The sequence below is a fragment of the Frateuria sp. GZRe12 genome (assembly GCF_051900535.1).
GTDB lineage: Bacteria > Pseudomonadota > Gammaproteobacteria > Xanthomonadales > Rhodanobacteraceae > Frateuria_A.
Genome location: NZ_JBHZGI010000001.1, coordinates 207,148 through 233,162, shown reverse-complemented (window position 1 = coordinate 233,162; position 26,015 = coordinate 207,148). Strand labels below are relative to the sequence as shown.

Below are 26,015 nucleotides of genomic sequence, written 5' to 3'. Positions count from 1 at the left end.
CCTCCCCTGACCATGCGCGCGTCCTCAAGGAGACGCGCAATGAGTACCACCCGAAAACTCTGGCTGGGGCTGGCGGCTTTGCTGCTGGCCTCGTTCGCCGTCCTGCTATGGGTCGGCAAGGAAGTCCATCAGCAGGCGCCGCCGCTGCCATCGGCCGTGGTCACCGCGGACGGCCATGCGCTCTACACGCGGGCCGACATCGAGCTTGGCCGGCAGGTGTGGCAGAGCATCGGTGGCCAGCAGCTGGGTTCGATCTGGGGCCACGGCGCACTGGTGGCGCCGGACTGGAGCGCGGACTGGCTGCACCGCGAAGCGACCACCATGCTGGAGCTGCTCGCCCGCGACGAAGGCGCCGCCTCGTTCGCCTCGCTCGATGCCGGCCGCCAGGCCGCGCTGAAGGCGCGCGTGCAGCAGGAGGAGCGCGCCAATACCTACGACGCGGCCAGGGGCACGATCACCGTGTCGCCGCTGCGCGCGCAGGCGATGGAAGTGGTTGCGCTGCACTACGACAGCCTGTTCAGCAATGACCCGGCCACGCACAAGCTGCGCGAGGGCTATGCGATGCGCGAGAACACCATCGCCGAGATGGAGCATCGCCGCGTCGTCACCGCCTTCTTCTTCTGGACCAGCTGGGCCGCCGCGGCCGAGCGCCCCGGCCACAGCGTGAGCTACACGCAGAACTGGCCGTTCGATCCGCTGGTGGGCAACCAGCCCAGCGGCACCACCTTCATCTGGTCGATCTTCAGCATCCTGTTCCTGATCCTCGGCATCGGCCTGCTCGGCTGGCACCACGCGGTGCAGAGCCACAAGGAAAGCCCGGCCGTGCCGCCGGCGCGCGACCCGCTGGCCGACTTCAAGCCCACGCCCTCGATGAAGGCCACCGCCAAGTACTTCTGGACGGTGATGGGCCTGTTCCTGACGCAGATCCTGCTCGGCGCGACCACCGCGCACTACCAGGTCGAAGGCCAGCAGGCCTACGGCTTCGCGCTGGCCAACATCCTGCCCTATGCGCTCACGCGCACCTGGCACACCGAGCTGGCCGTGCTGTGGATCGCCACCGCGTGGCTGGCCACCGGCCTGTACATCGCGCCGGTGATCGGCGGGCATGAACCGAAGTTCCAGCGCCTGGGCGTCAACTTCCTGTGGGTGTGCCTGATCCTGATCGTGGTCGGTTCCTTCGCCGGCCAGTGGTTCGCGGTGATGGACAAGATGGGTCTGAAGTACAACTTCTGGTTCGGCCACCAGGGCTGGGAATACACCGACATCGGTCGCTTCTGGCAGATATTCCTGTTCATCGGGCTGATGCTGTGGCTGTTCCTGGTCGGCCGCGCGCTGTGGCCGGCGATCAAGCGTCGCGACGAGACATCCAACATCGTGGGCCTTTTGTTCCTCTCCACCATCGCGATCGGCCTGCTCTACGGCGCCGGCCTGATGTGGGGCGAGCACACCCACATCGCGATGGTCGAGTACTGGCGCTGGTGGGTGGTGCACCTGTGGGTGGAAGGCTTCTTCGAGGTGTTCGCCACCGCGGTGATCAGCTACCTGTTCGTACGCCTGGGCCTGCTGCGCGTGCACAGCGCCACGGTGAACGTGCTCTTCGCCACCATCGTGTTCATGGCCGGCGGCGTGCTCGGCACCCTGCACCACCTGTACTTCACCGGCACGACGACCGCCGTCATCGCGCTGGGCGCGAGCTTCTCGGCGCTGGAAGTGGTGCCGCTGGCGCTGATCGGCCTGGAGGCCTACGACAACTGGAAGAAGCAGCACGCCGCGCCGTGGATGGCCCGCTACCGCTGGCCGATCATCTTCTTCGTGGCGGTGAGCTTCTGGAACCTGATCGGTGCCGGCCTGTTCGGCTTCCTGGTCAACACGCCGATCGCGCTGTACTACATGCAGGGCCTGAACCTGACGGCGACGCACGGCCACACCGCGCTGATGGGCGTGTACGGCATGCTCGGCCTGGGGCTGATGCTGTTCTGCCTGCGCGGCATCAAGCCGGAGGCGCAATGGCGCGAAGGCTGGCTCAAGGGTGCGTTCTGGTCGCTCAACATCGGCCTGTCGATGATGGCCCTGCTGACCTTGTTGCCGCTGGGCATCCTGCAGCTCGACGCGGTGCTCGACCACGGCTACTGGTTCGCCCGCTCGGAGCACTTCATGGACCGTCCGCTGATCCACTTGCTTGTTTGGATGCGCGTGCCGGGCGACACGCTGTTCGCGGTGGGTGCGCTGCTGACCTCCGTGTTCGTGGCCTCGCTGTGGCTGCGCGGGAAACGCGAGCCCAGGGCGGTGCCGCTGCCGCAGGCGGCGCGCGAGAACGCTTGACCGACATCAGGGCGCGCCGCGAGGCGCGCCCTGATCCTTCCAGGTGAAGGGTGCGCCCGGTGAGCGACAGGCTTTCCGGTCGCGCATCGGGTGCGCTCTTACGAGGAATGCCGAACCCCATGTTCGAGTTCTATCCCCAGATCAAGGCCGTTCACATCGCCTGCGTCCTGCTCAGCGGCGCGCTGTTCGCGCTGCGCGGGCTGCTGGTGCAAGCCGGCCGTGCAGGTGCGGCGCACTGGGCGCCGCTGCGCTATCTCAGCTACACGATCGACACCACGCTGCTTACCGCCGCGCTGATGCTGCTCACCATCCTTCCGGGCGCCTACTTCGCCAACGGCTGGCTGACAGTGAAGCTGGTGCTGGTGGTGGCCTACGTCGTGCTCGGCAGCCTCGCGCTCAAGCGTGCGCGCACATCGCAGGCACGACGCATCTTCCTGCTCGCCGCGGTGGCGGCCTACGTATTCATCCTGGGTATCGCACGCATGCATCATCCGCTCGGCTGGTTGCACGGTTGGATCGCATGAGCGCCGCCTTCGACCTGCCTCCCGAAGCGCCGCGCGACCACGCGCTGGACGCCTGCTTCCTCGGCCCCTACGGCGAGAACGACACGCTGCTGGAGAAGCTGCTGGTCGAGTTCCTGCGCGACCACGTCTACTGGCGGCGCAACTTCCATCCGGAAGACCCGCCGGCGATCGCCACCTCGGCGGCCCGCCATCCGGATTACCTCGCCTTCGAATCGCGCATGCGCCGCGAGCTGCATCAGCTCTCGGCGGCGCTGAAGAAGTCGGTGCCGTTCCACAGCCCGCGCTACATCGGCCACATGGCCTCGGACCTGCTGCTGCCCGGACTGGCCGCGCAGATGCTCACCCTGCCCTACAACCCGAACAACGTCAGCGAGGACGCCGCGCCGGTCACCGTCGACCTGGAAGTGCAGGCAGGCCTGCAGCTGGCGCGCATGCTCGGTTACCCGCACGACCCCGCGCGGCCCGACTGCGCGTTCGGCCATCTCACCTCCGGCGGCACCGTCGCCAACTACCAGGCGCTGCGCCTGGCGCTCGCGCTGAAGGCGTTCCCGGTCGCGCTGCGCGCCGCAAGGGTGCCGGATCTGATCCTGCCCGAAGACGACTGGAGCGCCTTCAATCTTTCGCCCGCCGCGTCGATCGATCTGCTTGAACAGTGGCAGCGCTGGCTGGCCACGCTGGCGTCGCCGGTACGCGCGCAATGGCGCGCCTGGGTCGAGGCCGAAAGGATCGAACACCGAGGCCTGGCCGGCTTCTTCGCCGCGCACCCGCAGTTGCGCGTGCCCCGCGTGCTGGCGCCGATCACCGCGCACTACTCCTGGAGCAAGGGCGTCAAGCTGCTGGGACTGGGCCGCGAGAACCTCGAACTGCTGCCCACGCGCGACATGCGGCTGGACGCCGACGCCCTGGGCGAGCGGTTGCAGCGCCTGGCCCGGGCGCGCGAGCCGGTGCTGCTGTGCGTGGCCGTACTGGGCGGGACCGAGTACGGCACCATCGACCCGGTACACGAAGTGTTGCAGGCACGCGAGGCGAGTCGCGCAAACGGTCTGGACTTCGCGGTGCACGTCGATGCCGCCTGGGGCGGTTACCTCGCCACGGTGTTCCGCCGCGAGGACGGCAGCCTGCGCCCGCGTGAGGAAGTGGCTGCCGACTACGTGCACTTCCCGACGCCCGACGTGCATGCCGCTTTCGCCGCACTGGGCGGTACCGACTCGGTCACCGTCGATCCGCACAAGCTCGGCTACCTGCCCTACGGCGCCGGCGCCTTCGTCTGTCGCGACCACCGCGCCATGGCGCTGCTCGCCGAACGTGCCGACTACGTCTTCCACGGCGCGACGCCGGCCGACTACCTCGCGCGCTACCGCAACCTCGGCCAGTACATTCCCGAAGGCTCCAAGCCCGGCGCGACCGCAGCCGCGGTCTACGTCACGCACAAGGTGCTGCCGCTGGACCACGTTCACTTCGGCCGCCTGCCACGCGCCACGCTGCAGGCGGCCGAAGCCTTCCACGCGCGGGCACGGCAATGCGCGGACGCACTGGCCGGCTGCGTGCACGTGCTGGTGCCCTTTGCGCCCGACAGCAACCTCGTGTGCCTGGCGCTGAACCCACGCGGCAACCGCGACGCGGCGGCGGCCAACGCCTTCGTGCGCGCGCTGCACGACGAACTGCGCTGCGACGTGCACCAGCCGTTGCAGGTGAAGGAGTTCTTCGGCTCGGTCACCAGCCTTCGCCCGGACGTGCTCGGCCAGGCGCAGACGCGGCGCATCCTCGACGCGCTGGGGCTGGACCCCCTCACGCTCGACGGCAGTGAAGACTCCCTGCTGATCCTGCGCCACACGCTGATGAACCCGTTCCTGATCGACCACGAAAACGGCATCAGCTACATCGACCGCTATTTCGACTACCTGGGCCGGCGCCTGCGCGCGCTGGCCGCAGCACGGTGATACCCGCATGAACCAGCCCATCGCCTTGCAGCCGCACCACACCAGCCACGACCGCGCGTGGGTGCACGACGCCCTCGCCGCGCTTGCGCAGGAAGCGGCGCGCTCGGCCGACACGCACCTGCTCAAGCTTGCCTTGCCCGGCTTTCCCGGCATCGACTTCTACTTCAAGGACGAGGCCGCCCATCCCAGCGGCAGCCTGAAGCACCGCCTGGCCCGCTCGCTGTTCCTCTATGCGCTGTGCAACGGCCGGCTGCACGAAGGCCAGCCCGTGGTCGACGCATCCTCCGGCAGTACCGCGATCTCCGAGGCCTGGTTCGCGCGCATGCTGGGCCTGTCGTTCACCGCGGTGATGCCAGCCTGCACGGCGCCACGCAAGATCCGCGACGTGCAGGCGCTCGGCGGCCACTGCGATCTGGTGGACGACCCGTCGCAGGTGCACGCGCGGGCCGCCGAACACGCCGCGCGCGGCGCTTGCCACCTGGACCAGTTCGGACTGGCCGAGCGCGCCACCGACTGGCGCGGCAACAACAACATCGCCGAGTCGATCATCCAGCAGATGGCGCGCGAGCCGCAGCCGATGCCTGCGTGGATCGTCTGCGGCGCGGGTACCGGCGGCACCTCCGCCACCATCGGCCGCTATCTGCGCTACCGCCGCCTGGAGACCCGCCTTTGCGTGGCCGAACCCACCGGCAGTGGCTTCGTGCAGGGCTGGCGTACGCTCGATCGCGGCGCCGTCGCCAGGCGGCCCACGGTGATCGAGGGGATCGGTCGCCCGCGGGTCGAGGCAGGCTTCCTGTTCGAGGTGGTCGACCACGTGGTCGAGGTGCCGGACACCGCCTCGGTGGCCGCGGCGTGGATGCTCGAGGACCTGCTCGGTCGTCGCTACGGCGGCTCGTCGGGCACCAACCTGGTGGCCTGCCTGCAACTGGCCGCGTCCATGCGTGCGCGGGGCGAACGCGGCAGCATCGTCAGCCTGCTGTGCGATCCGGGCGAACGCTACACCGAAACCCTGTTCGACCCGGCCTGGCTCGCTGCCCGTTCGATCGAAATCGCCCCTGCGCGTGCCGCGCTGGAACGCTGCCTGGCCACCGGTACGTGGACGCACCCACTCGCCTGATCACGCTCCGCGGACTCCCCGCGACGCTCGCGGCCGGTGGCCGCATACCGCCCGAATGCCGGACCCACGTCGAAGCCCTGGTGCGCCTGCGCACAGCGACCTTCGCGCGGCTGCTGGCGCCGCTCACGCTGGCCTGGATTCCGCTGGACATGCTGGCGCTCGGCGCCGCCGACGCCATGTCCGCACTGGTCCTGCGCCTGGGGCTCGCCGGCGGGTTGTTCGCCCTGTCGCGACACGCCTGGCGACTGCCGCGCTTCACCGCCATGGCGCTGCTGCTCGCGCTGCAGGCGGTCGGCTTCGGTCTGCTGCAGTGGCGGGTTCTGCCGCACGACGACGCGCTGCGGATCGGCTATGGCCTGTTTCCCTACTTGATGGCCGCGCAGCTCGCGCTGTTCCCGCTGCCGTGGTGGCGCAATCTGCTGGCGGCACTGGTCGCAGCCAGCCAGCTTGCCTTGCTGCTTGCGCTGGAAGGCGCGCCTGCCGATGCGTTGCTGTGGAACCGGGTCTGGCTGTTCGGCCTGATCGTGACCGTCGGCACGTGGACCGGCCAGGCCCAGCTGCGGCTGCTGGTGCGCCTGCTCGCCGCCCGACGCGACGCCGCGCACGATCCACTCACCGGCCTTGCCAACCGGCGCCACGCCACCGCACGCCTGCAGGCGGCCTGTGCCGCGGCCGATCGGCGCAACGAGCCGTTGTCGGTATTGATGCTCGACCTGGATCGCTTCAAGCGCGTCAACGACCATCATGGCCACGCCGGCGGCGACTGCGTGCTGGTGGCGCTTGCCCAGGTGCTCCGGCGGGAGCTGCGCGCCTCCGACCTGGCCGCGCGCCACGGCGGCGAGGAATTTCTCGCCGTGCTGCCTGACTGTGACCGGATCGATGCGCTGGCGACCGCCGAACGCATCCGCCTGGCTGTCGCGGCGATGCACGTGCCGGTACCCGACGGCGTGGCACAGGTCACGCTGAGTATCGGACTGGCGACCCGCCATGCAGGCGAAGCCCCGGACGCCCTGGTCGCCCGCGCCGATGCGGCGCTGTATCGCGCCAAGGCGTCCGGGCGCAACCGGTGCATGGTCGGATAGCCGGCGCGCACCGCTCTTTGCCGAGGCACGTCTTTCCAGCCGGCGCTTCAACGCCCCGCCTGACGCGCGTCAAGGCATCCGGCTCCCATGCCGGCGAGCCTCGCACCACCACACGCCACCGACGCCGCCATGAGCCACCACGACCTGCGCTCCTTCCTCGCCCAGCTCGAACGCCAGCACCAGCTCGCCCGCGTGCAGGCGCCGGTCGATCCGCACCTGGAAACCACCGCGCTCTGCCACCGCGCCCTGCGCGAAGGCGGCCCGGCGCTGCTGATGGAACACCCGGTCGGTTCCGACCACGCCTTCCTCGGCAACCTGTTCGGCCATCGCCGCCGCATCGAGCTGGCCCTCGCCGGCCGGCCGATCGCCAGCCTGCGCGAGCTGGGCCAGTTGCTCGCCTCGATCAAGGAGCCGCGCTGGCCGGCCAACCTGCGCCAGGCGCTCGCCAACTGGCCGGAATTGGCGCAACTGGCGCACGTCGCGCCGCGGCACGTCGACGAGGCGGCCTTCCTGCACGAAACGGTCGCGGGCGAGGATGTCGATCTCGCCCGCCTGCCCATCCAGCACTGCTGGCCGGGCGACGCGGGACGGCTGGTCACGCTCGGGCTGGTGGTCACCCGCGGCACCGCCAAGCGCCGGCAGAACGTGGCGATCTACCGCCAGCAGGTGATCGGCCGCAATCGCGTGATCATGCGCTGGCTGCCACACCGCGGCGGTGCGCTGGACTACGCCGACTGGCGCATCGACCGCCCGGGGCAGCCCTTCCCCGTGCTGGTCGCGATCGGCGCTGATCCCGCCACGCTGCTTGCCGCCGTGGCGCCGGTGCCCGACACGCTTTCCGAATACGAATTCGCCGGCCTGCTGCGCGCCGAACGCACGCGCCTGTGGCGCAGCGAATTGACCGGCCTGGACGCGCCGGCCGGCGCCGAGGTCCTGCTCGAAGGCTTCATCCACCCGGACGACACCGCGCTGGAAGGCCCGTTCGGTGACCACACCGGGTACTACAACGCGCAGGACCACTTTCCCGTTCTTACCATCGAGCGCATGCACCTGCGCCAGGGGGCGATCTACCACGGCAGCTACATGGGCCGCGCGCCGTTCGACGAACCGTCGGTGCTGGCGATGGCGTTGAACGAGGTGTTCGTGCCGATCCTGCAGAAGGTGTTCCCCGAGATCGTCGACTTCCACCTGCCGCCGGAAGCCTGCTCCTACCGCGTCGCAGTGGTCGCCATCGGCAAGCAGTACGCAGGCCACGCGCGGCGCGTGATGATGGGCGTGTGGTCGTACCTGCGCCAGTTCACCTACACGAAGTTCGTGATCGTGGTCGATGCCGACGTCGACGTGCGCGACTGGTCGCAAGTGATCTGGGCCATCGCCACGCGCGTCGATCCGGCGCGCGACACGATGCTGGTGGAGAACACCCCGATCGACTACCTCGATTTCGCCAGCCCGGTCGCCGGCATGGGATCCAAGCTCGGCATCGACGCGACCAACAAGTGGCCGGGTGAAACAAGCCGCGCCTGGGGCATGCCGATCGCGCCGGATGCGGGGGTGGAGGCACGCGTCGAAGCCCTGTGGCGCGCGCTGGGACCGCGCGCCGAGGCGTGCCAGGGCGGCCAGTGACCGCCTCGATGCGCGCCGGTGGGATGAATCCCACGCTACGGTTTGCGCCTTGCCGGGGGTCTTCAGCCCACCCTTCCCCAGCTTGAAACGCTCAGTGCGCGTGGCCGACGGCCGCCGCCCAACCCGGGTCATCGAAGTACCGCGGATAGTCCGCCACCGCGTTGCGCATGGCCTGCACCTGCGCCATGTCCTGCGGATCGGCCTTGAGCTTCTGCGCGGCGCCCAACAGCGGCACCAGCATGCCGTGCAGCACGGCATCCTGCTCCGGCGCGAGCTTGCACTTGGCGAAGATATCGGTCGCCGCCTGTTCGATCAGGCCGACGCGATCCAGCGCCATGGTCGCGTCCATGTGGCCCATCTCGTAGTGGCGCAGTTCCTCCAGCGCGGTGTGGATGCGGCCCATGCCATCGCGCAGCGCCGCGTCGGCCGCCCAGCGCTGCGCGGGCGGCGGCACCGGCCGGGTGACGTGCGCGTGCGCGGCGTGGTCGTGCTGCGCGCGGGCGGCGCCCGGTGCCACCGCGAGGACACCGAGCAGGACGACGGACAGTTTGATCGGAAACATGAGGCCAGCTCCTTCCATGCGGCGAATGCGCCGCCCAGGCAACGATGGTAGCGACGGTCCCCGGGCGTGCCTTGATCCGCGACAAACTGATCCACGTCAACGCCGCGCCCGCTTGCGGCGACCACGATGCGCGCACTTCCACGGATACCGAGGTGCACATGCAACTGGTCTGTCCCGCCGGCAACCTGCCGGCACTGCAGGCGGCGATCGCCGCTGGCGCCGACGCGGTCTATGTCGGGCTGCGCGACGAAACCAACGCGCGCGCCTTTCCCGGCCTCAACTTCTCCGATGCGGAGCTGCACCAGGGCGTCGCCCATGCCCACGCGCACGGCCGCAAGGTCTACCTGGCGCTCAACACCTACCCCGACAGCGCGCGCCTGGCGCAGTGGCACGCGGCGGTGGACAAGGCCGCGGCGCTGGGCTGCGACGCGATCATCGCGGCCGAACTGGCGGTGCTGGACTACGCCTCGCGCACGCACCCGACGATGGCGCGGCACCTTTCCGTGCAGGGCTCGGCCACCACCGCGCCGGCGCTGCGCTACATGCACGAGCGCTTCGGCATCAGCCGCGCGGTGCTGCCGCGCGTGCTCTCCATCCAGCAGGTCGAACGCTTGTGCGAGACCAGCCCGGTGCCGCTGGAGGTGTTCGCCTTCGGCAGCCTGTGCATCATGGTCGAAGGACGCTGCCAGCTCTCCAGCTACGTCACCGGCGCTTCGCCCAACCGCCACGGCGTGTGCTCGCCGGCGAAATACGTGCGCTGGAACGAACACGACGACGGACGCCGCAGCGTGCGTCTCAACGACGTGCTGATCGACAGGTTCGAGCCGTCCGAACCGGCCGGCTACCCGACCGTGTGCAAGGGCCGCTTCGAAGTCGGTGGCGAAACCTTCCACGCGCTGGAGGAGCCGACCAGTCTCAACACGCTCGAACTGCTCCCGCGCCTGGCGAGGGCCGGCGTCGCCGCCCTGAAGATCGAGGGCCGCCAGCGCGGCGTTGCCTATGTCACCGCCGTCACCCACACCTGGCGCGATGCGCTGGATCGCTACCGCGCCGCTCCCGATGCCTGGTCGGCGCAGCCCGCATGGCAAACGGCACTGACCCGCCATGCCGAAGGCCACCAGACCACCCTCGGTCCCTACCACCGCCGCTGGCACTGACGCAGGAGCACCGCATGAAACTCAGCCTCGGGCCGCTGCAGTATTTCTGGCCGCGCGAACGCACGCTGGCCTTCTATCGGGAAGCCGCGCAGTGGCCGGTCGACGTGATCTACCTGGGCGAGACGGTGTGCAGCAAGCGCCGGGAACTGGCTACCCGCGACTGGATCGACCTGGCCACGGAACTGGCCCGAAGCGGCAAGCAGGTCGTGCTTTCCTCGCTCGCGCTGATCGAGGCCGAATCGGAAGTAGGCGTGGTCAAGCGACTGGTGGCCGAAGGCTACGGCTGGATCGAAGCCAACGACCTGTCCGCCGTGCAGGTCTGCCGCGAGCGCGGCGTGCCGTTCGTCGCCGGTCCCACGCTCAACGTCTACAACCACCGCGCACTCGCGCTGTTGATGGACGACGGCCTGCGCCGCTGGGTGCCGGGCGTCGAACAGGGCCATGCGCTGATCGGCGAACTGCGCGACGCGATGCTGGCCGAAGGCGGCGCGATGCCGGAGATCGAAGTGATCGCCTTCGGCCGCTTGCCGCTCTCCTTCTCCGCACGCTGTTTCACCGCCCGCGCGCTGGACGTGCCCAAGGACCAGTGCGGCTTCCGCTGCATCGACTACCCCGACGGCCTGCCCCTTGCCACCCGCGAAGGCAGGCCCTTCCTGCGCATCAACGGGATCCAGATCCAGGGCGAGGAAATCACGGACCTCGGCCCGGAGTTGCCGATGCTGCGCGAGCTGGGCGTGGACGTGTTGCGGCTCTATCCGCAGGCCGAAGGGATGGCCGAGGTGGTGGCGCACTTCCACCTGGCGCGGCGTTCGCCGCAACCGCCGCCGCGGATCGGGGCGCGCAACGGGTACTGGTTCGGGGAGCCGGGGATGCGGGTGACGGGATAGCGCGGTCCGGCCTGCCCATCCGCCGGTCGGGACCTTCCCCCGCGCCGCGGGGGAAGGCTCGGTGGCCTGCATCGCGCGAAGCTTTTCCTCTCCCGCTTGCGGGATGCGGAGGGGAGCGCCTGCCGGAAGCTACACCCTGGCAAACACCAAACTCGCGTTCGTACCGCCAAACCCGAAGCTGTTCGACATCACCGTCGCCAACCGCGCCGGGCGGCTGTCGCGCAGGATCGGGAAGCCTTCGGCGCGCTCGTCGAGCGTGTCGATATTCGCCGAGCCGGCGACGAATCCGCCCCGCATCATCAGCAGGCTGTAGATCGCCTCGTGCACGCTGGCGGCGCCGAGCGAGTGGCCGGTCAACGCCTTGGTCGAGGACAGTGGCGGCATGGCCTCGCCGAACACTTCGCGCACGGCGTTGAGTTCGATGATGTCGCCCAGCGGCGTGGCGGTGCCGTGGGTGTTGAGGTAATCGATCGGGCGTTCCAGGCCGGCCAGTGCCATCCGCATGCAGCGCACCGCGCCCTCCCCGCTCGGCGCCACCATGTCGGCGCCGTCGGAGGTCACGCCATAGCCGACCAGCTCGGCGTGGATATGCGCGCCGCGCGACTTGGCGTGTTCGTACTCCTCCAGCACCAGCATGCCGCCGCCACCAGCGATGACGAAGCCGTCGCGGCCGGCGTCGTACGGCCGCGAGGCGGCGGTGGGCACCTCGTTGTGGCCGCTGGAAAGCGCGCCCATCGCGTCGAACTGCGCGGTCATGCCCCAGTGCTCCTCCTCGCCGCCGCCGGCGAAGACCACGTCCTGTGCGCCATGGCGGATCAGGTCGGCGGCCGTGCCGATGCAATGGGCCGAGGTGGCACACGCGGCCGCGAGCGAGTAGCTCAGGCCGAGGATGCCGAACGCGGTGGCCAGCGTGGCCGATACGGTGGAGCACATCGTGCGCGGCACCATGTAGGGGCCCACGCGGCGCACGCCCTTCTCGCGCAGCAGGTCCGCCGTCTCGATCTGCCAGTGCGCCGAGCCGCCACCGGAACCGGCCACCACGCCGGTGCGTGGATGGCTGACCTGCTCATGCGTCAGGCCTGCGTCGGCGATCGCCGAGCGCATCGACACGTAGGCGTAGGCGGCGGCATCGCCCATGAAGCGGCGCAGCTTGCGGTCGATCGCCGCTTCCAGGTCGATGTGCGGCACGCCGGCGACCTGGCTGCGCAGGCCGCGGGTAGCATAGTCGGGCATCGCGCGGATGCCGCTTTTCATGTCGCGCAGGGCACGCGCGACGGTGTCCGCCACATTGCCCAGGCAGGAGACGATGCCCATGCCGGTGACCACGACGCGGCGCATCAGAAGTTCTCCGTCGTCTGGAACAGGCCCACGCGCATGTCGGTGGCCACGTAGATCAGGCGGTCGTCTACGAAGGTCTTGCCGTCGCTCACCACCAGGTTGAGCTTGCCGCGAATCACGCGGCGGACGTCGATCTCGTAGCGCACCAGCTTCGCGCTCGGCAGCACCTGGCCGGTGAACTTCACCTGCCCCACGCCCAGCGCGCGACCGCGGCCGGGCTCGCCCAGCCACGGCAGGAAGAAGCCGGAGAGCTGCCACATCGCATCGAGCCCGAGACAGCCAGGCATCACCGGGTCGCCGGCGAAATGGCAGCCGAAGAACCAGAGCTCCGGATGGATGTCCAGTTCCGCGCGCAACACGCCCTTGCCATGTGCGCCGCCGTGGTCGTCGACGTGCGTGATCCGGTCGAACATGAGCATCGGCGGCGACGGCAGGCGGGCATTGCCGGGGCCGAACAGTTCGCCGCGGGCGCAGGCAAGCAGTTGTTCGCGGTCGAACGAGGAAGGACGGGTCATGGGGAGTTCTTCAGTGGAGGTGCGGGGAGTCTGGTCAGCGGCCTGCACGGCGGCCTTGATTCGGGTCAAGCGGGCGCCCGGTGCGCGGTTTGGTCGCATGGGGTGGCGTCCCGCTTTCTTCCTTCGGCTGCCTCCCATCGTGGACGGCTCGGATCCGAGATTCCGCCTTGTCCGCTCCTCCCGGCACGACGCGAGGCCGCGTTATCGATCCCCCGCTTGCGGGCGGGGGCGCCCGAAGGGCGAAAGAGGGATGCCTTGCCGGAGCGCTACGCCGCCAGCGCATCCCACCGGCAGTGCGCGCCAAGGCTTTCCGTCCGCCGCAGGGCTGCCAGCAACAGCGCCTCGGCCAACCGCGCCTGCCAGCCATGCCAGAGCCCGCTCTGGAGCAGCGCGTCACGCAACGCGCCGGCATCGCGCTGCGGGCCGGCTGCGGTCCACATGCGTTGGCGCAGCACCGTCAGGGTATCGGCATCGAGAGACGGACCCCGCTCGATCCAGCGCATCGTCCCCTGCCCGCGCTTTGCCCACGGCAGCGTAGCCAGTCGCGTGCCCAGCCGTCGTCCGCAGGCCACACCTTCGAGCAGTGAATTGCTGGCGAGCCGGTTGGCGCCGTGCACGCCATTGCAGGCCACCTCGCCTACCGCGTGCAGGCTTGGCACGCCGGTGCCTCCATCGAGGTCGGTGGCCAGGCCGCCCATGTGGAAGTGCGCTGCGGGTGTCACCGGAATCGGTGCGGTACGTGGATCGATACCGTGCTCCAGGCAGGCGGCGAATACGGTCGGAAAGCACCCGGGCCAGTTGGTGACGGCGGTCGCATCGAGCCAGGCGCCGCCCTCCTGGCAGGCCCGCCACACGCGCCGGGCGACCACGTCGCGCGGCGCGAGATCGCCCAGCGGGTGCACGCCATCCATCAGCGGGCGGCCGTGCGCGTCGCGCAGCCGCGCGCCGGCGCCGCGCAACGCCTCGGTGACCAGCGGCAGGCGCTGCCGCCGCGGCAGGTCGAGTGCGGTCGGGTGGAACTGTACGAACTCCAGGTCGCGCGCCGCGGCCCCGGCGGCCAGGCCGAGCGCGAGGCCCGCACCATCGGCGCCGGACGGATTGCTGGTGCGTGCGAACAGGCTGCCGATGCCGCCGGTGGCAAGCACCACGTGGGCAGCGTGATGGGTTTCCTCGCGACCACGCTCGTCGCGCGTGCGCAGGCCGGCCACGCGGCCGTCACGCCACAACAGGGCTTCGACCTCGACGCCGCCGCGCCACTGGATGTGCGACGCGCGTTGCGCCTGCGTGCGCAACGCACGGACCAGAGCCGCGCCGGTGGCGTCGCCGCCGGCATGCACGATGCGCGGCACGCCGTGGCCGCCTTCGCGGCCGAGCCGCAGCGTGCCGTCCTGGTCGCGATCGAATGCCACGCCCTGCGCGGCGAGCCAGTCGATGGTCCGTGGCGCCGTTTCGGTGAGCCATTGCACCGCGACCGCATCGTTGTGGTGGGCGCCGGCCTGCAGCGTGTCGCGTGCATGCGCCGCGGGACTGTCGGCCGCGTCCATCGCCGCGGCGATACCACCTTGGGCCAGCGCGCTGGCGCTGCCCGTGCCATCGTGCGAACGGCACAGCAGGCGCACCGGACGTGGCGCCGCGGCGAGCGCGGTGGAAAGGCCGGCGACGCCCGCTCCGACGACCAGCAACGGTGCGTCGGCGCGCATCACACGGTCTCGCGCCGACCCACTGCCAGCATGCGCTCCAGCGCGCGGCGGGCGCGTGCGGCGATGTCGGCGGGCACCTCGACCGCATGCTTCATGTCGCACAGCGCGGCATGGATGGCGGGCAGCGTGATGCGCTGCATGTGCGGGCACAGGTTGCAGGGCTTGATGAACTGCGTCGCCGGGAACCGCGTGCGCAGGTTGTCGGCCAGCGAGCATTCGGTGATCAGCGCCACGCGCTCGGGCTTCTCGCGCTCCAGCCAGCGACCCATGGCGCTGGTGGAACCGACGAAGTCGGCCTCGGCCAGCACATCGGGCGGGCATTCGGGATGCGCCACCAGCTTGGCGTCGAAGCGCTCCCGCGCATGGCGCGCCTCCTGCGCGGTGAACTTCTCGTGGACCTCGCACTGGCCGTGCCAAAGGATCAGCTCGACGTTGGTCTGCGTGGCGACGTGGCGACCCAGGTAACGGTCGGGCAGGAAGATCACCCGCTCGCTGTCCATCGCTTCAACCACCTGCACCGCGTTCGCGGAGGTGCAGCAGGCGTCGGACTCGGCCTTCACCGCGGCGGAGGTGTTGACGTAGCTGACCACCGGCACGCCGGGGTATTGCTCGCGCAGCGCGCGCACGTCGGCGGCGGTGATCGAGGAGGCAAGCGAGCAGCCGGCTTCGAGGTCGGGGATCAGCACGGTCTTGTGCGGCGCCAGGATCTTCGCGCTCTCGGCCATGAAGTGGACGCCGCACAGCACGATCAGCTCGGCCTTGCAGTCCGCCGCCGCCTGCGCCAGGGCCAGCGAATCGCCGGTGATGTCGGCCACGCCGTGGAAGATCTCCGGCGACTGGTAGCTGTGCGCCATGATCACCGCGCCGCGCTCGCGCTTGAGCGCGTTGATCGCGTCGATCCACGGCAGGTGGAGCGGCAGCTCCAGGCAGGGCAGCAGCGGTTCGAGCCGCTGCACCAGTTCGGCGTACTCGTGTTCCAGGCCGTCGCGCCAGGCAGGCGCGGTGGCGGCGGTTCGCGGGGACATTGGCGATCCTCGTGGGGTCAGGCGTGGCGATGCGCGTCGCGCGCGGCGCGTGCCAGGCGGGCGCCGCGGTTGAGTGCGATGCGCAGGCCCAGCTGCACCGATTCCCACGGCAGGCGATCGAGCAGGTTGCGCGCGGTCAGCCCCAGCTCGGTGTCGCCGGTGAGTACCAGCGTGCGCTGGAAGAACAGTGTGTCGGCATCTTCCAGACGGCTGGCGAGCAACAGCAGGTCGGTGGCGCTGCCGCGCACGCTGGCCTCGGGTGCGTCGTCGATGACTACGAGCCGGCCCTCGCGCAGGGTCAGCACCCAGCGCAACCCGAGATCGGTGACTTCGATGCCGAGTCGGCGGCCGTCCATGAAATCGAGAGCATGTTCGGCCAGCGGCGCGGCAAGCACGCGCGCCATGGCGCGTTCGAGCAGTGCGTGCTGCCAGCGCGCCGGGACCACGCGGAACAAGGGGGCGAGGTGTCGCGGCGGCGGCAGCAGGCGCAGCATCGGCGCGGCGCGGGCAGGGTCGAGGTTCATGTCGGCGAGGATGACCGGCGGACCGTCGGGCTCGCTCTGATCCAGGTCAACCGCCAGGCCCTGCTGCTTGCAGGCATCGCTGATGGCCAGCTCGAGCAGCCGCGTCGCGGTGGCCGACGGGACGCCCAGGCGTCGGGCCATCGCCTGCGCGCGCTGGCGGACGGCATGCTCACGTTGCGGATCGCGCGGTGGCATGCCCGCACGTGGCTTGAGCCGCGCCACCACGTCGACCAGCCGACGACGCATCGCGAGCAGCACGAGCAAACCATCGTCCACTGCATCGATGGCCGCGCGGGTACGCGCCAGGGCAAAACGCGGCGGGATGGCTTCCCATCGGGCGGGCCGCGGTCCGGCGTCCAGCGCGCCGCGGATCACAGATGCGCACAAGCCCACACTGCGTGCGTCCTGGCGGCCGCGGCTCATGCAAGTTGCCCGGCGCGGCGAAGGAAAGCGCGGCCGGCAAGCAGCGCGCTCGCCAGCGTGTGGCCGTGGACGCTCCAGGCGACCAGTTGTCCCAAGGCGGCCAGCCGCGCGAGCCATGGCGTCGGCCATAGCGTGGCCGCCACCAGCAATGGCGCAGCGACGGTGTGCGCGATCAACGCGCGGCGCCTGGATGCATCGGGCAACAGGCGCTGCACGCCCGGCAACTGCACGCCACGCGGCACGCGTCGGCGCAGCACGATCCAGTCGACAAACGGGACGATCTCCAGCGTCATGCCGCCGACCAGCAATGGCAGGCCGACGCCCAGCGCAAGGACGCCGGCGACCATTCCCTGCCCCCCGGCGAGCGCCAGCGCGGCGACGAAGAGCGCAAGTAGTCCGGCGCGCCAGTGCAGGAAGAGCGCGTTATGGCGTGCAGGCGGCACGCGTCGCTGCAGCCAGAGCGCTGCGAGCGCGAAGCTCGCAGCGCCGCCGGCCACTGCAAGGGCAAGCGTGCGATCGCCTGAAAAGCGCAGATGCACCGCCGCCGTCGTGAGCAACGCGATCACGACGACCGCGAGCCATGCCGCCTGGATGCGTGGCGGCACGCTGCCGGTGCCCTGGAACATCGGCATGACCACCCGCGCCACGGTCGCCAGCAACAGCACCATCCAGCCCAGGACGCCGAGGCCTGCGTGCACGTCCACCGCCACAGGCGGCCACGCGATGCGTCGGGCCAGCAACAGGGCCAGCCCGCCACCCACCAGCGCGGCGAGCATGCCGAAGCCGAGCGCCAGGCCGATGCCCGAACGCAGCAATCGCTCACCGGCGGCGGTCACAAGGCCGGGAACCGTCATCGCACCCAGCCAGAGGAAACTCGCCGGCAACACCACGCCAGCGATCCACAGCGGCCAGCGCGCCTGCGTGTAGAGCCCGGCCACCAGCAGCAGCGCACCGAGGTTGAACGCTGCATGCAGCGCCGGCACGCCCCGCCAGCCACGCAGGTGGGCACCAACGGCGGCAGGCAGGAACTGCAGCAGGCTGCCGAGCATCGCGTTGCCGAGCACGCCCAGCGTCCACACGTGCACCAACGCCAGCGTGGCCGGGTGCCAGCGGCTCAGCAGCGCGGCATCGCCATCGACCAGCAGCAGCGCGGCGCCGACCACGCCCCAGCATGGCATGGCGAGCAGGAAGCGCAGCGGCAGCGTGGCCGGCGGCGCCTGGTCAAGCCGCAGCTTCGGCATCGTCCGGGCGGCGGATCTGCACGCGCACGCTGCCGTCGGCTTGCGGCTCGCCCGGCTCGGCCTCGAAGCCGAGCTGGGCCAGCTCCATCAGCAACGGGCGCGGGAGCATCGGGGCGACAACGATGAGCCGTTCGCCAGGTGCCAGGGTCTCGGCGGCCTCGAGCGCGCGCAGCATGGGCTGCGGCGCCGGGAGGTGGCGCAGGTCAAGTTCGATGGGTGGGGTCATGCCCGCGATTGGAGCGCTTATGGGACATCCGGTGCGCTGATGCAGGTCAACCGTGCGGCGCTTTTGGACTCCCTCTCCCTTCGGGGGAGAGGGATCCAGCGCCTGAGCCTTTGGGCGAATCGCCTCACCGCAACGCCTGCACGCCCTTCCATTCCACCTGCAGCCACAGCTTGGTGTCGTCGCGGCCGAAGCCGTCGGCTTGATAGCGGGCGAGCTTGAGCAACCCACTCACCGCCGGGCTGAACGCATAGCCCAGCGAGCCATCCCACTCGCTGCCGTAGCGGCCACCGCGGTCGGCGCGATAGTCGTGCCATGCGAGCACCCAGCCGAACCGTGCCTGTACACCAAAGCCGCCGTTGACCGCGGCGTAGCGATCTTCCAGCCCACCCGGGGGCGTCACGGCGAACTGGTCATCCCAGCCGTTGAAGGCGTGCAGCGTGGCCAGCGGTGTCTGCAGCGCGTGATGACCGTTGCCGCCCAGGTGTTCCCACCCGAGCTTGCCGGTGATGCCGTGCAGCGTCCACGCCGGTTCGGCCAGCCAGTAGGCGTGCGAGAAGCGGTCGGGATTGTTGGCGTAGTCGGCTTGATGCGCCGCTTCCAGCGTCCAGCCGAAGCCGTCCGCGGTGGGCTTGCCCATCCAGCGCGCGCCGTAGGTGGCGCTGGACGCGGTGGCGACGTCACGGTCCTCGTGCAGGTACGCGTAACCGGTCCACTGCTGCATGCCGCGTTTGAAGGCGGCGTTGAGCAGATGCGTATCGAGCTGGCGCTCGCGCGCCACAGGCAGGAGCGCATCGCGCCCGGCCACGCGATGCACGCGATCGAGCCAGGCGTAGCGCACAGTCCAATCGGGGGCGGGCTGCCACTGCAGGGCCACGGCATCGAAGGTCTGCTCGTGCTGGCGCCAGCCCACGTTGCCGATCCAGCGCTGGTTGTCGAACAGCAGGCGCTGGCGACCGGCGATGGCGCCGAAGGTGCCGCCCTGCCAGGCGAGATAGACCTGGTTGAGCTCACTGCCTTTCGGATCGGTGATGCCCGGATATTGCGTGTGACCGTTGGCACCGCTGTTGTATCGCCCGCCGGCGGCGGCCACGCCGGCACCTTCGAGGTAACCGCTGAAACCGGAGGCAAACTGGGCACGCAGGCCCAACCGCAGGCGCAGGGTGTCCGCGCGGGCGTCGCGCGCGAACGCGTCGTTGTCGACCTGCTCGTGCCGGACACGCGCATCCCATTCCAGTTGCAGCGGGGCGGGCGTATCGGCGGGCCAGGCCGGGGCGCTGGCGAGGGCCAGCAGGCAGGCAGTGGCGAGGCGCGTATGCATGGTGTTGCTCCTTGGGGAATGCGCGCAGTGTCCGGAGCGCGAACGAGAGGCAGGTTGACGCGCGTCAAGCGGCCGGGACGGTGCGTCAACCCGCCGCGGACGTCCAGCCGTCCGTTTGATACGAAAAAAAAGAGGCGGGCCACCGGCCCACCTCGAAAACAGGCCGACGGCAGGTTGGCTGCCGCCGGCCGGATCGTGCGACGCGATGTGCCGTTCAGTGCTCCGCGGCCGGCGCCGGGGCCGGCTGCGCGCGAACCTTGGCCACCTCTTCCTTGGTCACCTGCCCGCCCGGGTTGTCCCAGCTGTTGAGCACGTAGGTGAGCAGGTTGGCGACCTCGTCGTCGGTCAGTTGCGTCATCGGCGGCATCACCGAGTCGTATTCCTTGCCGTTGACCGTGACCTTGCCGGTCAGACCGTGCAGCGGGATCGCGATCAGCTTGTCCTTGTCTTCCTTCACCAGCTTCGCCACGAGGTCCGACTTGGCCAGCGGCGGGAACACGCCCGGCAGGCCTTCGCCGTTGGCCTGGTGGCAGACCGAGCAGGTGCCGGTGAACAGCTGCTTGCCGGCGGCGACCTGGTCGGCCTTGCTCAGCGTGCCGGCGGCGTTGGCCTTGGCCGCGGTGCTCACCGCATGCAGGTTCGGTTCGGCGCGATCGCCCAGGTACACCGAGTCGACTTCCTTGCCCGAGTAAATCGCCTTGTTCTCCGGGCCGTCCACTTTCAGGATGCCCAGCGCGCCCTTGTTGAACGCGCGGAAGATCGAGTGATCGACCAGCACGTAGCTGCCCGGCACGTCGGTGTGGAACTCGACGATGGCCGCGCCGCCGGAGGGGATCAGCGTGGTCTGCACGTTCTCCTGCGGATGCAGGCCGCCCTCCTGCTGCACGCGGTCGAAGATCTCGCCGATCACGTGGAAGCTGGAGACCAGGTTGGGGCCGCCGTTGCCCACGAACAGGCGCACCGATTCGCCGACCTTCGCGGTGAGCGCCTTGTCGCCAGTGAGCGCGCCTTCGTGGCCGTTGAACAGCACGTAGGTCGGGCGCTCGTCGATCGCCTTGTCCATGTCGAAGGGCTGGTGGCCCTTCTCGCGGTACTTGCCCGTCGTATAGAAATCGCCCTGCATCACGTAGTACTCGTGGTCGACCTTGGGCAGGCCTTCCGGCGGCTCGACCAGGATCAGGCCGTACATGCCGTTGGCGATGTGCATGCCCACCGGCGCGGTGGCGCAGTGGTAGACGTAGATGCCGGCGTTGAGCGCCTTGAAGGTGAACTGCGACTCGTGCCCCGGCGCGGTGAAGCTCGAAGCCGCGCCGCCGCCCGGACCGGTCACGCCGTGCAGGTCGATGTTGTGCGGCATCTTGCTGGTCGGCGAATTCTTCAGGTGGAACTCGACCGTGTCGCCCTGGCGCACGCGGATGAAGCTGCCCGGGACGGTGCCGCCGAAGGTCCAGTAGGTGTAGGTGACGCCCTCGGAGATCGGCATCTCCTTCTCGATCACTTCCAGCTCGACGATCACCTTGGCCGGATAGTTGCGGTGGATCGGCGGCGGCACGTGCGGCGGGCTGGTCAGCACCGCGTGGATCGGCTCGCCCTGCGGCGGACCGAAGTCGGTCGGTGCCGGCAGCGGCGCGGGCGCCGCATAGGCGGCGGGACTGGCGGACAGGGCCGCGTCGGCGGCCTGCTTTCCGGAGCAGGCGGCGAGGGCCAGCATGCTGGCGGCCGCGAGCACGGTGGACAGCATTCGTGACATGGGGTGTCTCCTGTGGTGTCGGCGCCAGCGTAGGTTTGGGCCTTTACCCGCGCTTGACTTGCGTCAGGCGCGCCACAGGAAACGAGCGGCTGCGTCAGCCTGCCACACCGACCGCGCCCGCCGGGGCGCGTGCGTCCCGGCGGGACTCGACCGGAAGGCTCAGTCGGCTTCCACCCAGAGGCGGTCGATCACCATCGCATCGCCCGTTGGCGCGCCGGCCGCATCGACGCGCACGAAGCTGAGCGTCAGTGCGTCCAGCGGCGCGGGCCAGATCCGTGCGAGCACGTCCTGGGCCGGGAGCACGATCCTCACCGGCGCGTGCATGGCGGCCATGCCGCCGCCGGCCATCATCCGTGCGTGGCGTGCAACGCTGACTTCGAAGGGGCCCAACGTACCGACCAGGTAGGTTTGTTCCGGTTGTGCCAGGCCTTCGGCCGGCAGGTTCAACAGGATCTTGTAGAAATAGCCACCCTGCGCACCCGCACCGGTAAGGGCGACGCCATCGAGCACGATGCGCAGTGCCTTGCCGGGCGACGCCGCACCCTGCCCTTGCGCCGTGGCGAGGCTGCGCACGCGGTTGCGCCCGTCCGTGGTCAACGGAATCCGCACGCGCGTGGACTGTTGCCCCAGCGCCAGCCCGCCCACGCCACCCAGCGACGCGCCCTGCACCGGCAGCGGCGAGGCAAAGGCGTCCTGGATCGAGGGCAGCGGCGCGGCGTATGCGGTCGGCTGAGCCGCCGGGAGAGTCGTATCGTCGTAGCCATAGCCCAGGATGCTCGGCGCGTAGGTGTCGACCCGCTTCATGCCCGACACCGCGGCGCCATACGAGAACGATCCGGACCAGTAGCTGGCCGTCTTGGCGGGCATGTGCCGTCCGTCGCCGGCCAGCACCCAGGCCTCCCACAGGCGGTCGATGTTCGCGTGGTGGACCCAGAAGATCGGATCGCGCGGTGACACGGCGATGTTGTCCATGGTCCCGCCGATCAGGTTGTGCACGCCGTTGTGGGGCGCGGTCTCCACCGCCGGCTCGAAGGCGTAGGGTTTGCCCTGCTGGAAGTAGGTCAGGCTGGGATCGAAGGCGCCCAGGGTGCATGCGCCGGAAACGTCGGTGCCGGTGCGGTTGCGCAGGTAGAGCGGCGAGCTCGAGTCCTGGAATTCGGCGGGCATGACCGGATACTCGTAGTAGTTCCAGTAGGGCAGCACCAGCGCACTGTTGCCCGAGGCCTTGCGCAGCTGCGCCTCGAAGCGAGCGAGGAAGCCGCGATGCCAGGCAAGGAAATAGGGTTTGCCGTGCGGGCAGAAAGTGCCGTGCACGTTGGTCCAGTAGGCCCAGCTGCCCGGTCTCGTGGAGTCCAGGTTGGCGCGCATCTTGGCGACCGCGTCGAGAAAGGCCTGGTATAGCGGACCGTCGCGGAACTGCGGCCACGATGGCCGCGTGCGCAAGCTGGTCGCCGCCATGACCCCGCGAGGGAGCATGGGGACCAGTGCCAGTGATGCCGACGCCTGCAGGAATTGTCTCCGGTTGATCATGGTGTCCTCCATTTCGGTGCGTGGCTGGCGGCGCAGCGTCACCGCAGCCCTCGGTCTAGCCGCGCGCATCGGCGCGCAACGGAAAGCTAGGGCGGTGGCGACACCCGGCGTTGACGCACGTCAATCCATCGGAAGGCGCGTGACCCGGCGTGCTGAAGGGACTCGACGGCGGCAAGCGGGCTGGAGCGACGGCCTAGCGGCGCGATGCGATGGGGCGCTGGCGGGCCGCGCTTGATCGCCTGCGCTTGCAGCAGACCATGCCGCGGAGCGAGCGGCTCATGCGGTCGTGCCGTGCGGGCGCCGGTTGACCGAGATCAAGTGTCCCGGCAGCGCGCCGTCACACGCTTCACGGAAGCCACGGGAGCCCGCCATGCAGGTCCACGAGATATGCACGCACGAGGTGGTTTCGATCGGCCCGGCCGCGACCGTGGTGGATGCGGCGCGGTTGATGCGCACGCGGCACGTGGGCGCGCTGGTGGTGGTGGAGCAACCCAACGGCGAACGCATCCCGGTCGGCATGCTGACCGATCGCGACATCGTGCTGGAAGTGGTCGCCACCGAAGCGCCCTGCCGTCAGTTGCGCGTCGACGATGTGATGAGCCGCGAGCCGGTCACCTGTTCGCAGGATGAGCATCTGCTCGACGTGGTGGCGCGCATGCGCACCTACGGCGTCCGGCGCCTGCCGGTGCTCAACGCCAAGGGTGGCCTGTGCGGGCTGCTCAGCCTGGACGACATCTACGGCGCGCTGGGCACCTGCCTGGAAACGATGAGCCGGGCGTTGACCCGCGGCCAGGTGCGCGAGATGGAAGCGCGTCCGTGAGCCCTGACGTGCCCGGCGCGGCCGGCGCGGCCAAGGCGTCCGTGGCCGTCGCCGCCATCGGTTCCTACTTGCCGCGCACCCACATCGCCTACTTCTCGATGGAGATCGCGCTGGAGCCCGGCATGCACACGTACGCCGGCGGCCTCGGCGTGCTCGCAGGCGACACCGCCCGGGCGGCGGCCGACCTTGAACTGCCGATGGTGTTTGTCACCCTGGCCTCGCGCCAGGGGTACCTGCGCCAGTCGTTCGATGCGCAGGGCAACCAGCTGGAGTCGGCCGATCCATGGACGCCGGAGGCCTTCGCCCGCCCGCTGCGCGCCAAGGTCGCCGTGCTGATCGAATGCCGGGAGGTATGGGTGAGGCCATGGCTGTACCGGTTGCAGGGCCGCCTCGGCCACGCGCTACCGGTGCTGCTGCTCGACACCGACCTGCCGGAGAACGCACCTGAAGACCGCTGCATCACCGATGCGCTCTACGGCGGCGATGCGACGTACCGGCTCAAGCAGGAGATCGTGCTCGGCATCGCCGGCGTGCGCGTGCTTCACGCGCTGGGCTTCGAGATCGCCACCTATCACCTCAACGAAGGGCACGCCGCGCTGCTCGGCCTGGAACTGCTGCGCCGTAATCCGTTGCCGCCGGACACGGTGGGACCGGGCGAACTGCGCTTCGATGCCGGTCCGGTACGCAGGTCCTGCGTCTTCACCACGCACACGCCGGTCGACGCCGGCCACGATCGTTTCCCTTACGCGCTGTACGAACGCCTGCTGCCGGGCTACCTCCAAAGCGCGCAGGTAGGCCTGCTGGCCGGTACCGCCGTACTCAACCTCACCCAGCTCGCGCTCAACCTGGCCGGCTTCATCAACGGCGTCGCGGTGCGCCATGCCGAGGTGACCACGCGCATGTTCCCGGGGTATGAAGTTCACGCGGTGACAAATGGGGTGTATCTGCCGGACTGGGTGCATCCGGCGTTCGCCGCGCTTTACCACCGCTGCTCCGGCTCCTGGGTCCACGATCCGGAGACGCTGGCACGGTTCGACCAGTTGCCCGACGCCGACGTATGGCAGGCCCACGAACGGGCGCGCGCCGACCTGATCGCCTTCCTGGCCGACCGCACCGGCGTGACGCTGGATACCCGGTGGCCGATCCTGGGCTTCGCGCGCCGCATGACCGCCTACAAGCGGCCGGCATTGCTGTTCACCGACCTGGGACGGCTGCGCGCTATCCACGCGGCATCGCCCTTCCAGGTGATCGTGGCGGGCAAGGCGCATCCGCGCGACGCGGCTGGCAAGGCGCTGGTGCGCCGGCTTCATGCGCTGGCACGCGAACTGGCGCCGCAGATCCGGCTGGTGTTCCTGCCCGACTACGACCTTGCCGCGGCAAGGGCGCTGGTGGCAGGGTGCGACATCTGGCTCAACACGCCGCTGCCGCCGCTGGAGGCGTCGGGCACCAGCGGCATGAAGGCCGCGGCCAATGGCGTGCTCAATCTCAGCGTGTTGGACGGCTGGTGGATCGAGGGTTGCATCGACGGCGTCACCGGCTGGTCGCTGGGCGAGGCGCACGACGACGCGAGCGCGAGCGGAAAGCTCTACGACTGCCTGGAGCAGCTCGTGCTGCCGCTCTACCACCGCGACCGCGCCGGCTGGGTCGCGATGATGAAGCAATCGGTGGCCAAGCTCGCCAGTTACTTCAACGCGCACCGGATGATGCGCCGCTATGCCGCCGAGGCCTACCTGCAGCACCGCGGATCGGCGCTGCGCGGAACGATGCGCTGACGGGCCTGCACCACTCGGGAGCGATGGACATATCGTCCCTTCCGGGCTCATGCGCGTGCTGGCACGCGAGGGGGCAGGAACGCATCCGATGCGCGAAAGGCCTGGCGCTCCGGGCGGTCTCGCATGGGTGCGCTCCTGCAAGCGATCGCATTGGCGGCGCGTGCGATCGACTTCAGCCGACCTTGATGCGGCGCTGCTGGCCGTTCCCCTTCTTGGGCAAGTGCAGGCTCAGCACGCCGTTCTCGTAACGGGCCTGCGCCTTGGCGTCATCGACGTCGGTCGGCAGGCTGAACGAGCGGAAGACCTGGCCGTAGTAGCGTTCGGTACACACCTCTCGGTGGCCGTTCTTCTTCTCCGACTCGCGCTTGGCTTCGGCGGTGATCGACACCTGGTTGCCGTCGATGGTGATGTCGATGTCTTCCTTGCGCACGCCCGGAACGTCCGCCTGAATGTCGTAGGCTTCGTCGTTCTCGCTGACATCGACCCGGATTTCCGGCGCCACTTCCAGGTCCCTGAACATGGCGCGCAGCCCGAAGTTGCGGAACAGGTCGTCGAAGTCGTTCGGTTCGGTCCGCGACAGCGGCTTCAACGGATTCCAGCGGGTAAGCATGGTCATGAT

The 26,015-nt window shown here is 69.7% G+C and carries 22 protein-coding genes; 10 read left to right on the top strand and 12 right to left on the bottom strand.

Annotated features, from left to right (window positions below):
• Window positions 1-39 precede the first annotated feature (39 nt).
• The 6 genes from ACFWZ4_RS00985 (at window position 40) to ACFWZ4_RS00960 (ending at window position 8,608) form a co-directional block, all read left to right on the top strand.
• Window positions 40-2,322, top strand: a complete 2,283-nt coding sequence (locus ACFWZ4_RS00985) for a nitric-oxide reductase large subunit (RefSeq protein ID WP_439702911.1) — start codon at window positions 40-42, stop codon at window positions 2,320-2,322.
• Window positions 2,323-2,441: 119 nt separating this feature from the next.
• Complete coding sequence (locus ACFWZ4_RS00980) at window positions 2,442-2,846, top strand: SirB2 family protein (RefSeq protein ID WP_439702910.1); 405 nt, start codon at window positions 2,442-2,444, stop codon at window positions 2,844-2,846.
• Window positions 2,843-4,786, top strand: a complete 1,944-nt coding sequence (locus ACFWZ4_RS00975; RefSeq protein ID WP_439702909.1) for a pyridoxal phosphate-dependent decarboxylase family protein — start codon at window positions 2,843-2,845, stop codon at window positions 4,784-4,786. The genes ACFWZ4_RS00980 and ACFWZ4_RS00975 overlap by 4 nt, the downstream gene beginning before the upstream one ends.
• Before the next feature lie 7 nt (window positions 4,787-4,793).
• On the top strand, window positions 4,794-5,903 hold the full coding sequence (locus ACFWZ4_RS00970) for a PLP-dependent cysteine synthase family protein (RefSeq protein ID WP_439702908.1): 1,110 nt from the start codon (window positions 4,794-4,796) through the stop codon (window positions 5,901-5,903).
• An 80-nt stretch (window positions 5,904-5,983) separates the two neighbouring features.
• On the top strand, window positions 5,984-6,985 hold the full coding sequence (locus ACFWZ4_RS00965) for a diguanylate cyclase (RefSeq protein ID WP_439702907.1): 1,002 nt from the start codon (window positions 5,984-5,986) through the stop codon (window positions 6,983-6,985).
• A 129-nt stretch (window positions 6,986-7,114) separates the two neighbouring features.
• Window positions 7,115-8,608: a UbiD family decarboxylase gene (locus ACFWZ4_RS00960; RefSeq protein ID WP_439702906.1), complete on the top strand. Its 1,494-nt coding sequence runs from the start codon at window positions 7,115-7,117 to the stop codon at window positions 8,606-8,608.
• Window positions 8,609-8,699: 91 nt separating this feature from the next.
• Here the strand turns inward: ACFWZ4_RS00960 and ACFWZ4_RS00955 are convergent, their stop codons facing one another.
• Window positions 8,700-9,170 (bottom strand): DnrO protein, encoded by a 471-nt coding sequence (locus ACFWZ4_RS00955; RefSeq protein ID WP_439702905.1) that lies wholly within the window; start codon window positions 9,168-9,170, stop codon window positions 8,700-8,702.
• 71 nt (window positions 9,171-9,241) lie between these two features.
• Between ACFWZ4_RS00955 and ubiU the strand changes: the two genes are divergently transcribed.
• Together ubiU and ACFWZ4_RS00945 are read left to right on the top strand one after the other, a co-directional pair.
• Entirely contained in the window at window positions 9,242-10,327 is a 1,086-nt protein-coding gene (gene ubiU, locus ACFWZ4_RS00950; RefSeq protein WP_439702904.1) for a ubiquinone anaerobic biosynthesis protein UbiU, read from the top strand.
• Between the two features lie 14 nt (window positions 10,328-10,341).
• Complete coding sequence (locus tag ACFWZ4_RS00945; RefSeq protein WP_439702903.1) at window positions 10,342-11,214, top strand: U32 family peptidase; 873 nt, start codon at window positions 10,342-10,344, stop codon at window positions 11,212-11,214.
• A 129-nt stretch (window positions 11,215-11,343) separates the two neighbouring features.
• Here the strand turns inward: ACFWZ4_RS00945 and fabB are convergent, their stop codons facing one another.
• The 10 genes from fabB to ACFWZ4_RS00895 all read right to left on the bottom strand — a co-directional run bounded on the left by fabB (window position 11,344) and on the right by ACFWZ4_RS00895 (window position 22,804).
• Window positions 11,344-12,552 carry a beta-ketoacyl-ACP synthase I gene (fabB, locus tag ACFWZ4_RS00940; protein WP_439702902.1) on the bottom strand — a complete coding sequence of 403 codons (1,209 nt, stop codon included), beginning with the start codon at window positions 12,550-12,552 and terminating at the stop codon, window positions 11,344-11,346.
• On the bottom strand, window positions 12,552-13,067 hold the full coding sequence (gene fabA / locus ACFWZ4_RS00935; protein ID WP_439702901.1) for a 3-hydroxyacyl-[acyl-carrier-protein] dehydratase FabA: 516 nt from the start codon (window positions 13,065-13,067) through the stop codon (window positions 12,552-12,554). The genes fabB and fabA overlap by 1 nt, the downstream gene beginning before the upstream one ends.
• Before the next feature lie 266 nt (window positions 13,068-13,333).
• Entirely contained in the window at window positions 13,334-14,767 is a 1,434-nt protein-coding gene (locus ACFWZ4_RS00930; protein ID WP_439702900.1) for an L-aspartate oxidase, read from the bottom strand.
• Window positions 14,767-15,792 (bottom strand): quinolinate synthase NadA, encoded by a 1,026-nt coding sequence (gene nadA / locus ACFWZ4_RS00925; protein WP_439702899.1) that lies wholly within the window; start codon window positions 15,790-15,792, stop codon window positions 14,767-14,769. The genes ACFWZ4_RS00930 and nadA overlap by 1 nt, the downstream gene beginning before the upstream one ends.
• A 17-nt stretch (window positions 15,793-15,809) precedes the next feature.
• The gene (ubiT, locus tag ACFWZ4_RS00920; protein WP_439702898.1) at window positions 15,810-16,739 is read right to left on the bottom strand and encodes a ubiquinone anaerobic biosynthesis accessory factor UbiT; all 930 of its coding nucleotides are present in this window, start codon (window positions 16,737-16,739) and stop codon (window positions 15,810-15,812) included.
• Window positions 16,736-17,980: a hypothetical protein gene (locus ACFWZ4_RS00915; protein ID WP_439702897.1), complete on the bottom strand. Its 1,245-nt coding sequence runs from the start codon at window positions 17,978-17,980 to the stop codon at window positions 16,736-16,738. Before ACFWZ4_RS00915 ends, ubiT begins: the two co-directional genes overlap by 4 nt.
• The gene (locus ACFWZ4_RS00910) at window positions 17,961-18,206 is read right to left on the bottom strand and encodes a DUF2249 domain-containing protein (RefSeq protein WP_439702896.1); all 246 of its coding nucleotides are present in this window, start codon (window positions 18,204-18,206) and stop codon (window positions 17,961-17,963) included. Before ACFWZ4_RS00910 ends, ACFWZ4_RS00915 begins: the two co-directional genes overlap by 20 nt.
• Before the next feature lie 124 nt (window positions 18,207-18,330).
• Window positions 18,331-19,524, bottom strand: coding sequence for an alginate export family protein (locus ACFWZ4_RS00905; protein WP_439702895.1), 1,194 nt, complete (start codon window positions 19,522-19,524; stop codon window positions 18,331-18,333).
• A 214-nt stretch (window positions 19,525-19,738) separates the two neighbouring features.
• Window positions 19,739-21,274 carry a copper-containing nitrite reductase gene (nirK, locus tag ACFWZ4_RS00900; RefSeq protein WP_439702894.1) on the bottom strand — a complete coding sequence of 512 codons (1,536 nt, stop codon included), beginning with the start codon at window positions 21,272-21,274 and terminating at the stop codon, window positions 19,739-19,741.
• A 159-nt stretch (window positions 21,275-21,433) separates the two neighbouring features.
• Complete coding sequence (locus ACFWZ4_RS00895; RefSeq protein ID WP_439702893.1) at window positions 21,434-22,804, bottom strand: tyrosinase family protein; 1,371 nt, start codon at window positions 22,802-22,804, stop codon at window positions 21,434-21,436.
• Window positions 22,805-23,174: 370 nt separating this feature from the next.
• On the opposite strand from ACFWZ4_RS00895, the gene ACFWZ4_RS00890 reads away from it, so the two are divergent.
• Together ACFWZ4_RS00890 and glgP are read left to right on the top strand one after the other, a co-directional pair.
• Window positions 23,175-23,624, top strand: a complete 450-nt coding sequence (locus tag ACFWZ4_RS00890) for a CBS domain-containing protein (RefSeq protein ID WP_439702892.1) — start codon at window positions 23,175-23,177, stop codon at window positions 23,622-23,624.
• The gene (glgP, locus tag ACFWZ4_RS00885; protein ID WP_439702891.1) at window positions 23,621-25,396 is read left to right on the top strand and encodes an alpha-glucan family phosphorylase; all 1,776 of its coding nucleotides are present in this window, start codon (window positions 23,621-23,623) and stop codon (window positions 25,394-25,396) included. Before ACFWZ4_RS00890 ends, glgP begins: the two co-directional genes overlap by 4 nt.
• A gap of 172 nt (window positions 25,397-25,568) precedes the next feature.
• On the opposite strand, the gene ACFWZ4_RS00880 is transcribed toward glgP, so the two are convergent.
• Window positions 25,569-26,012 (bottom strand): Hsp20/alpha crystallin family protein, encoded by a 444-nt coding sequence (locus ACFWZ4_RS00880; protein ID WP_439702890.1) that lies wholly within the window; start codon window positions 26,010-26,012, stop codon window positions 25,569-25,571.
• Between the last annotated feature and the right edge of the window lie 3 nt (window positions 26,013-26,015).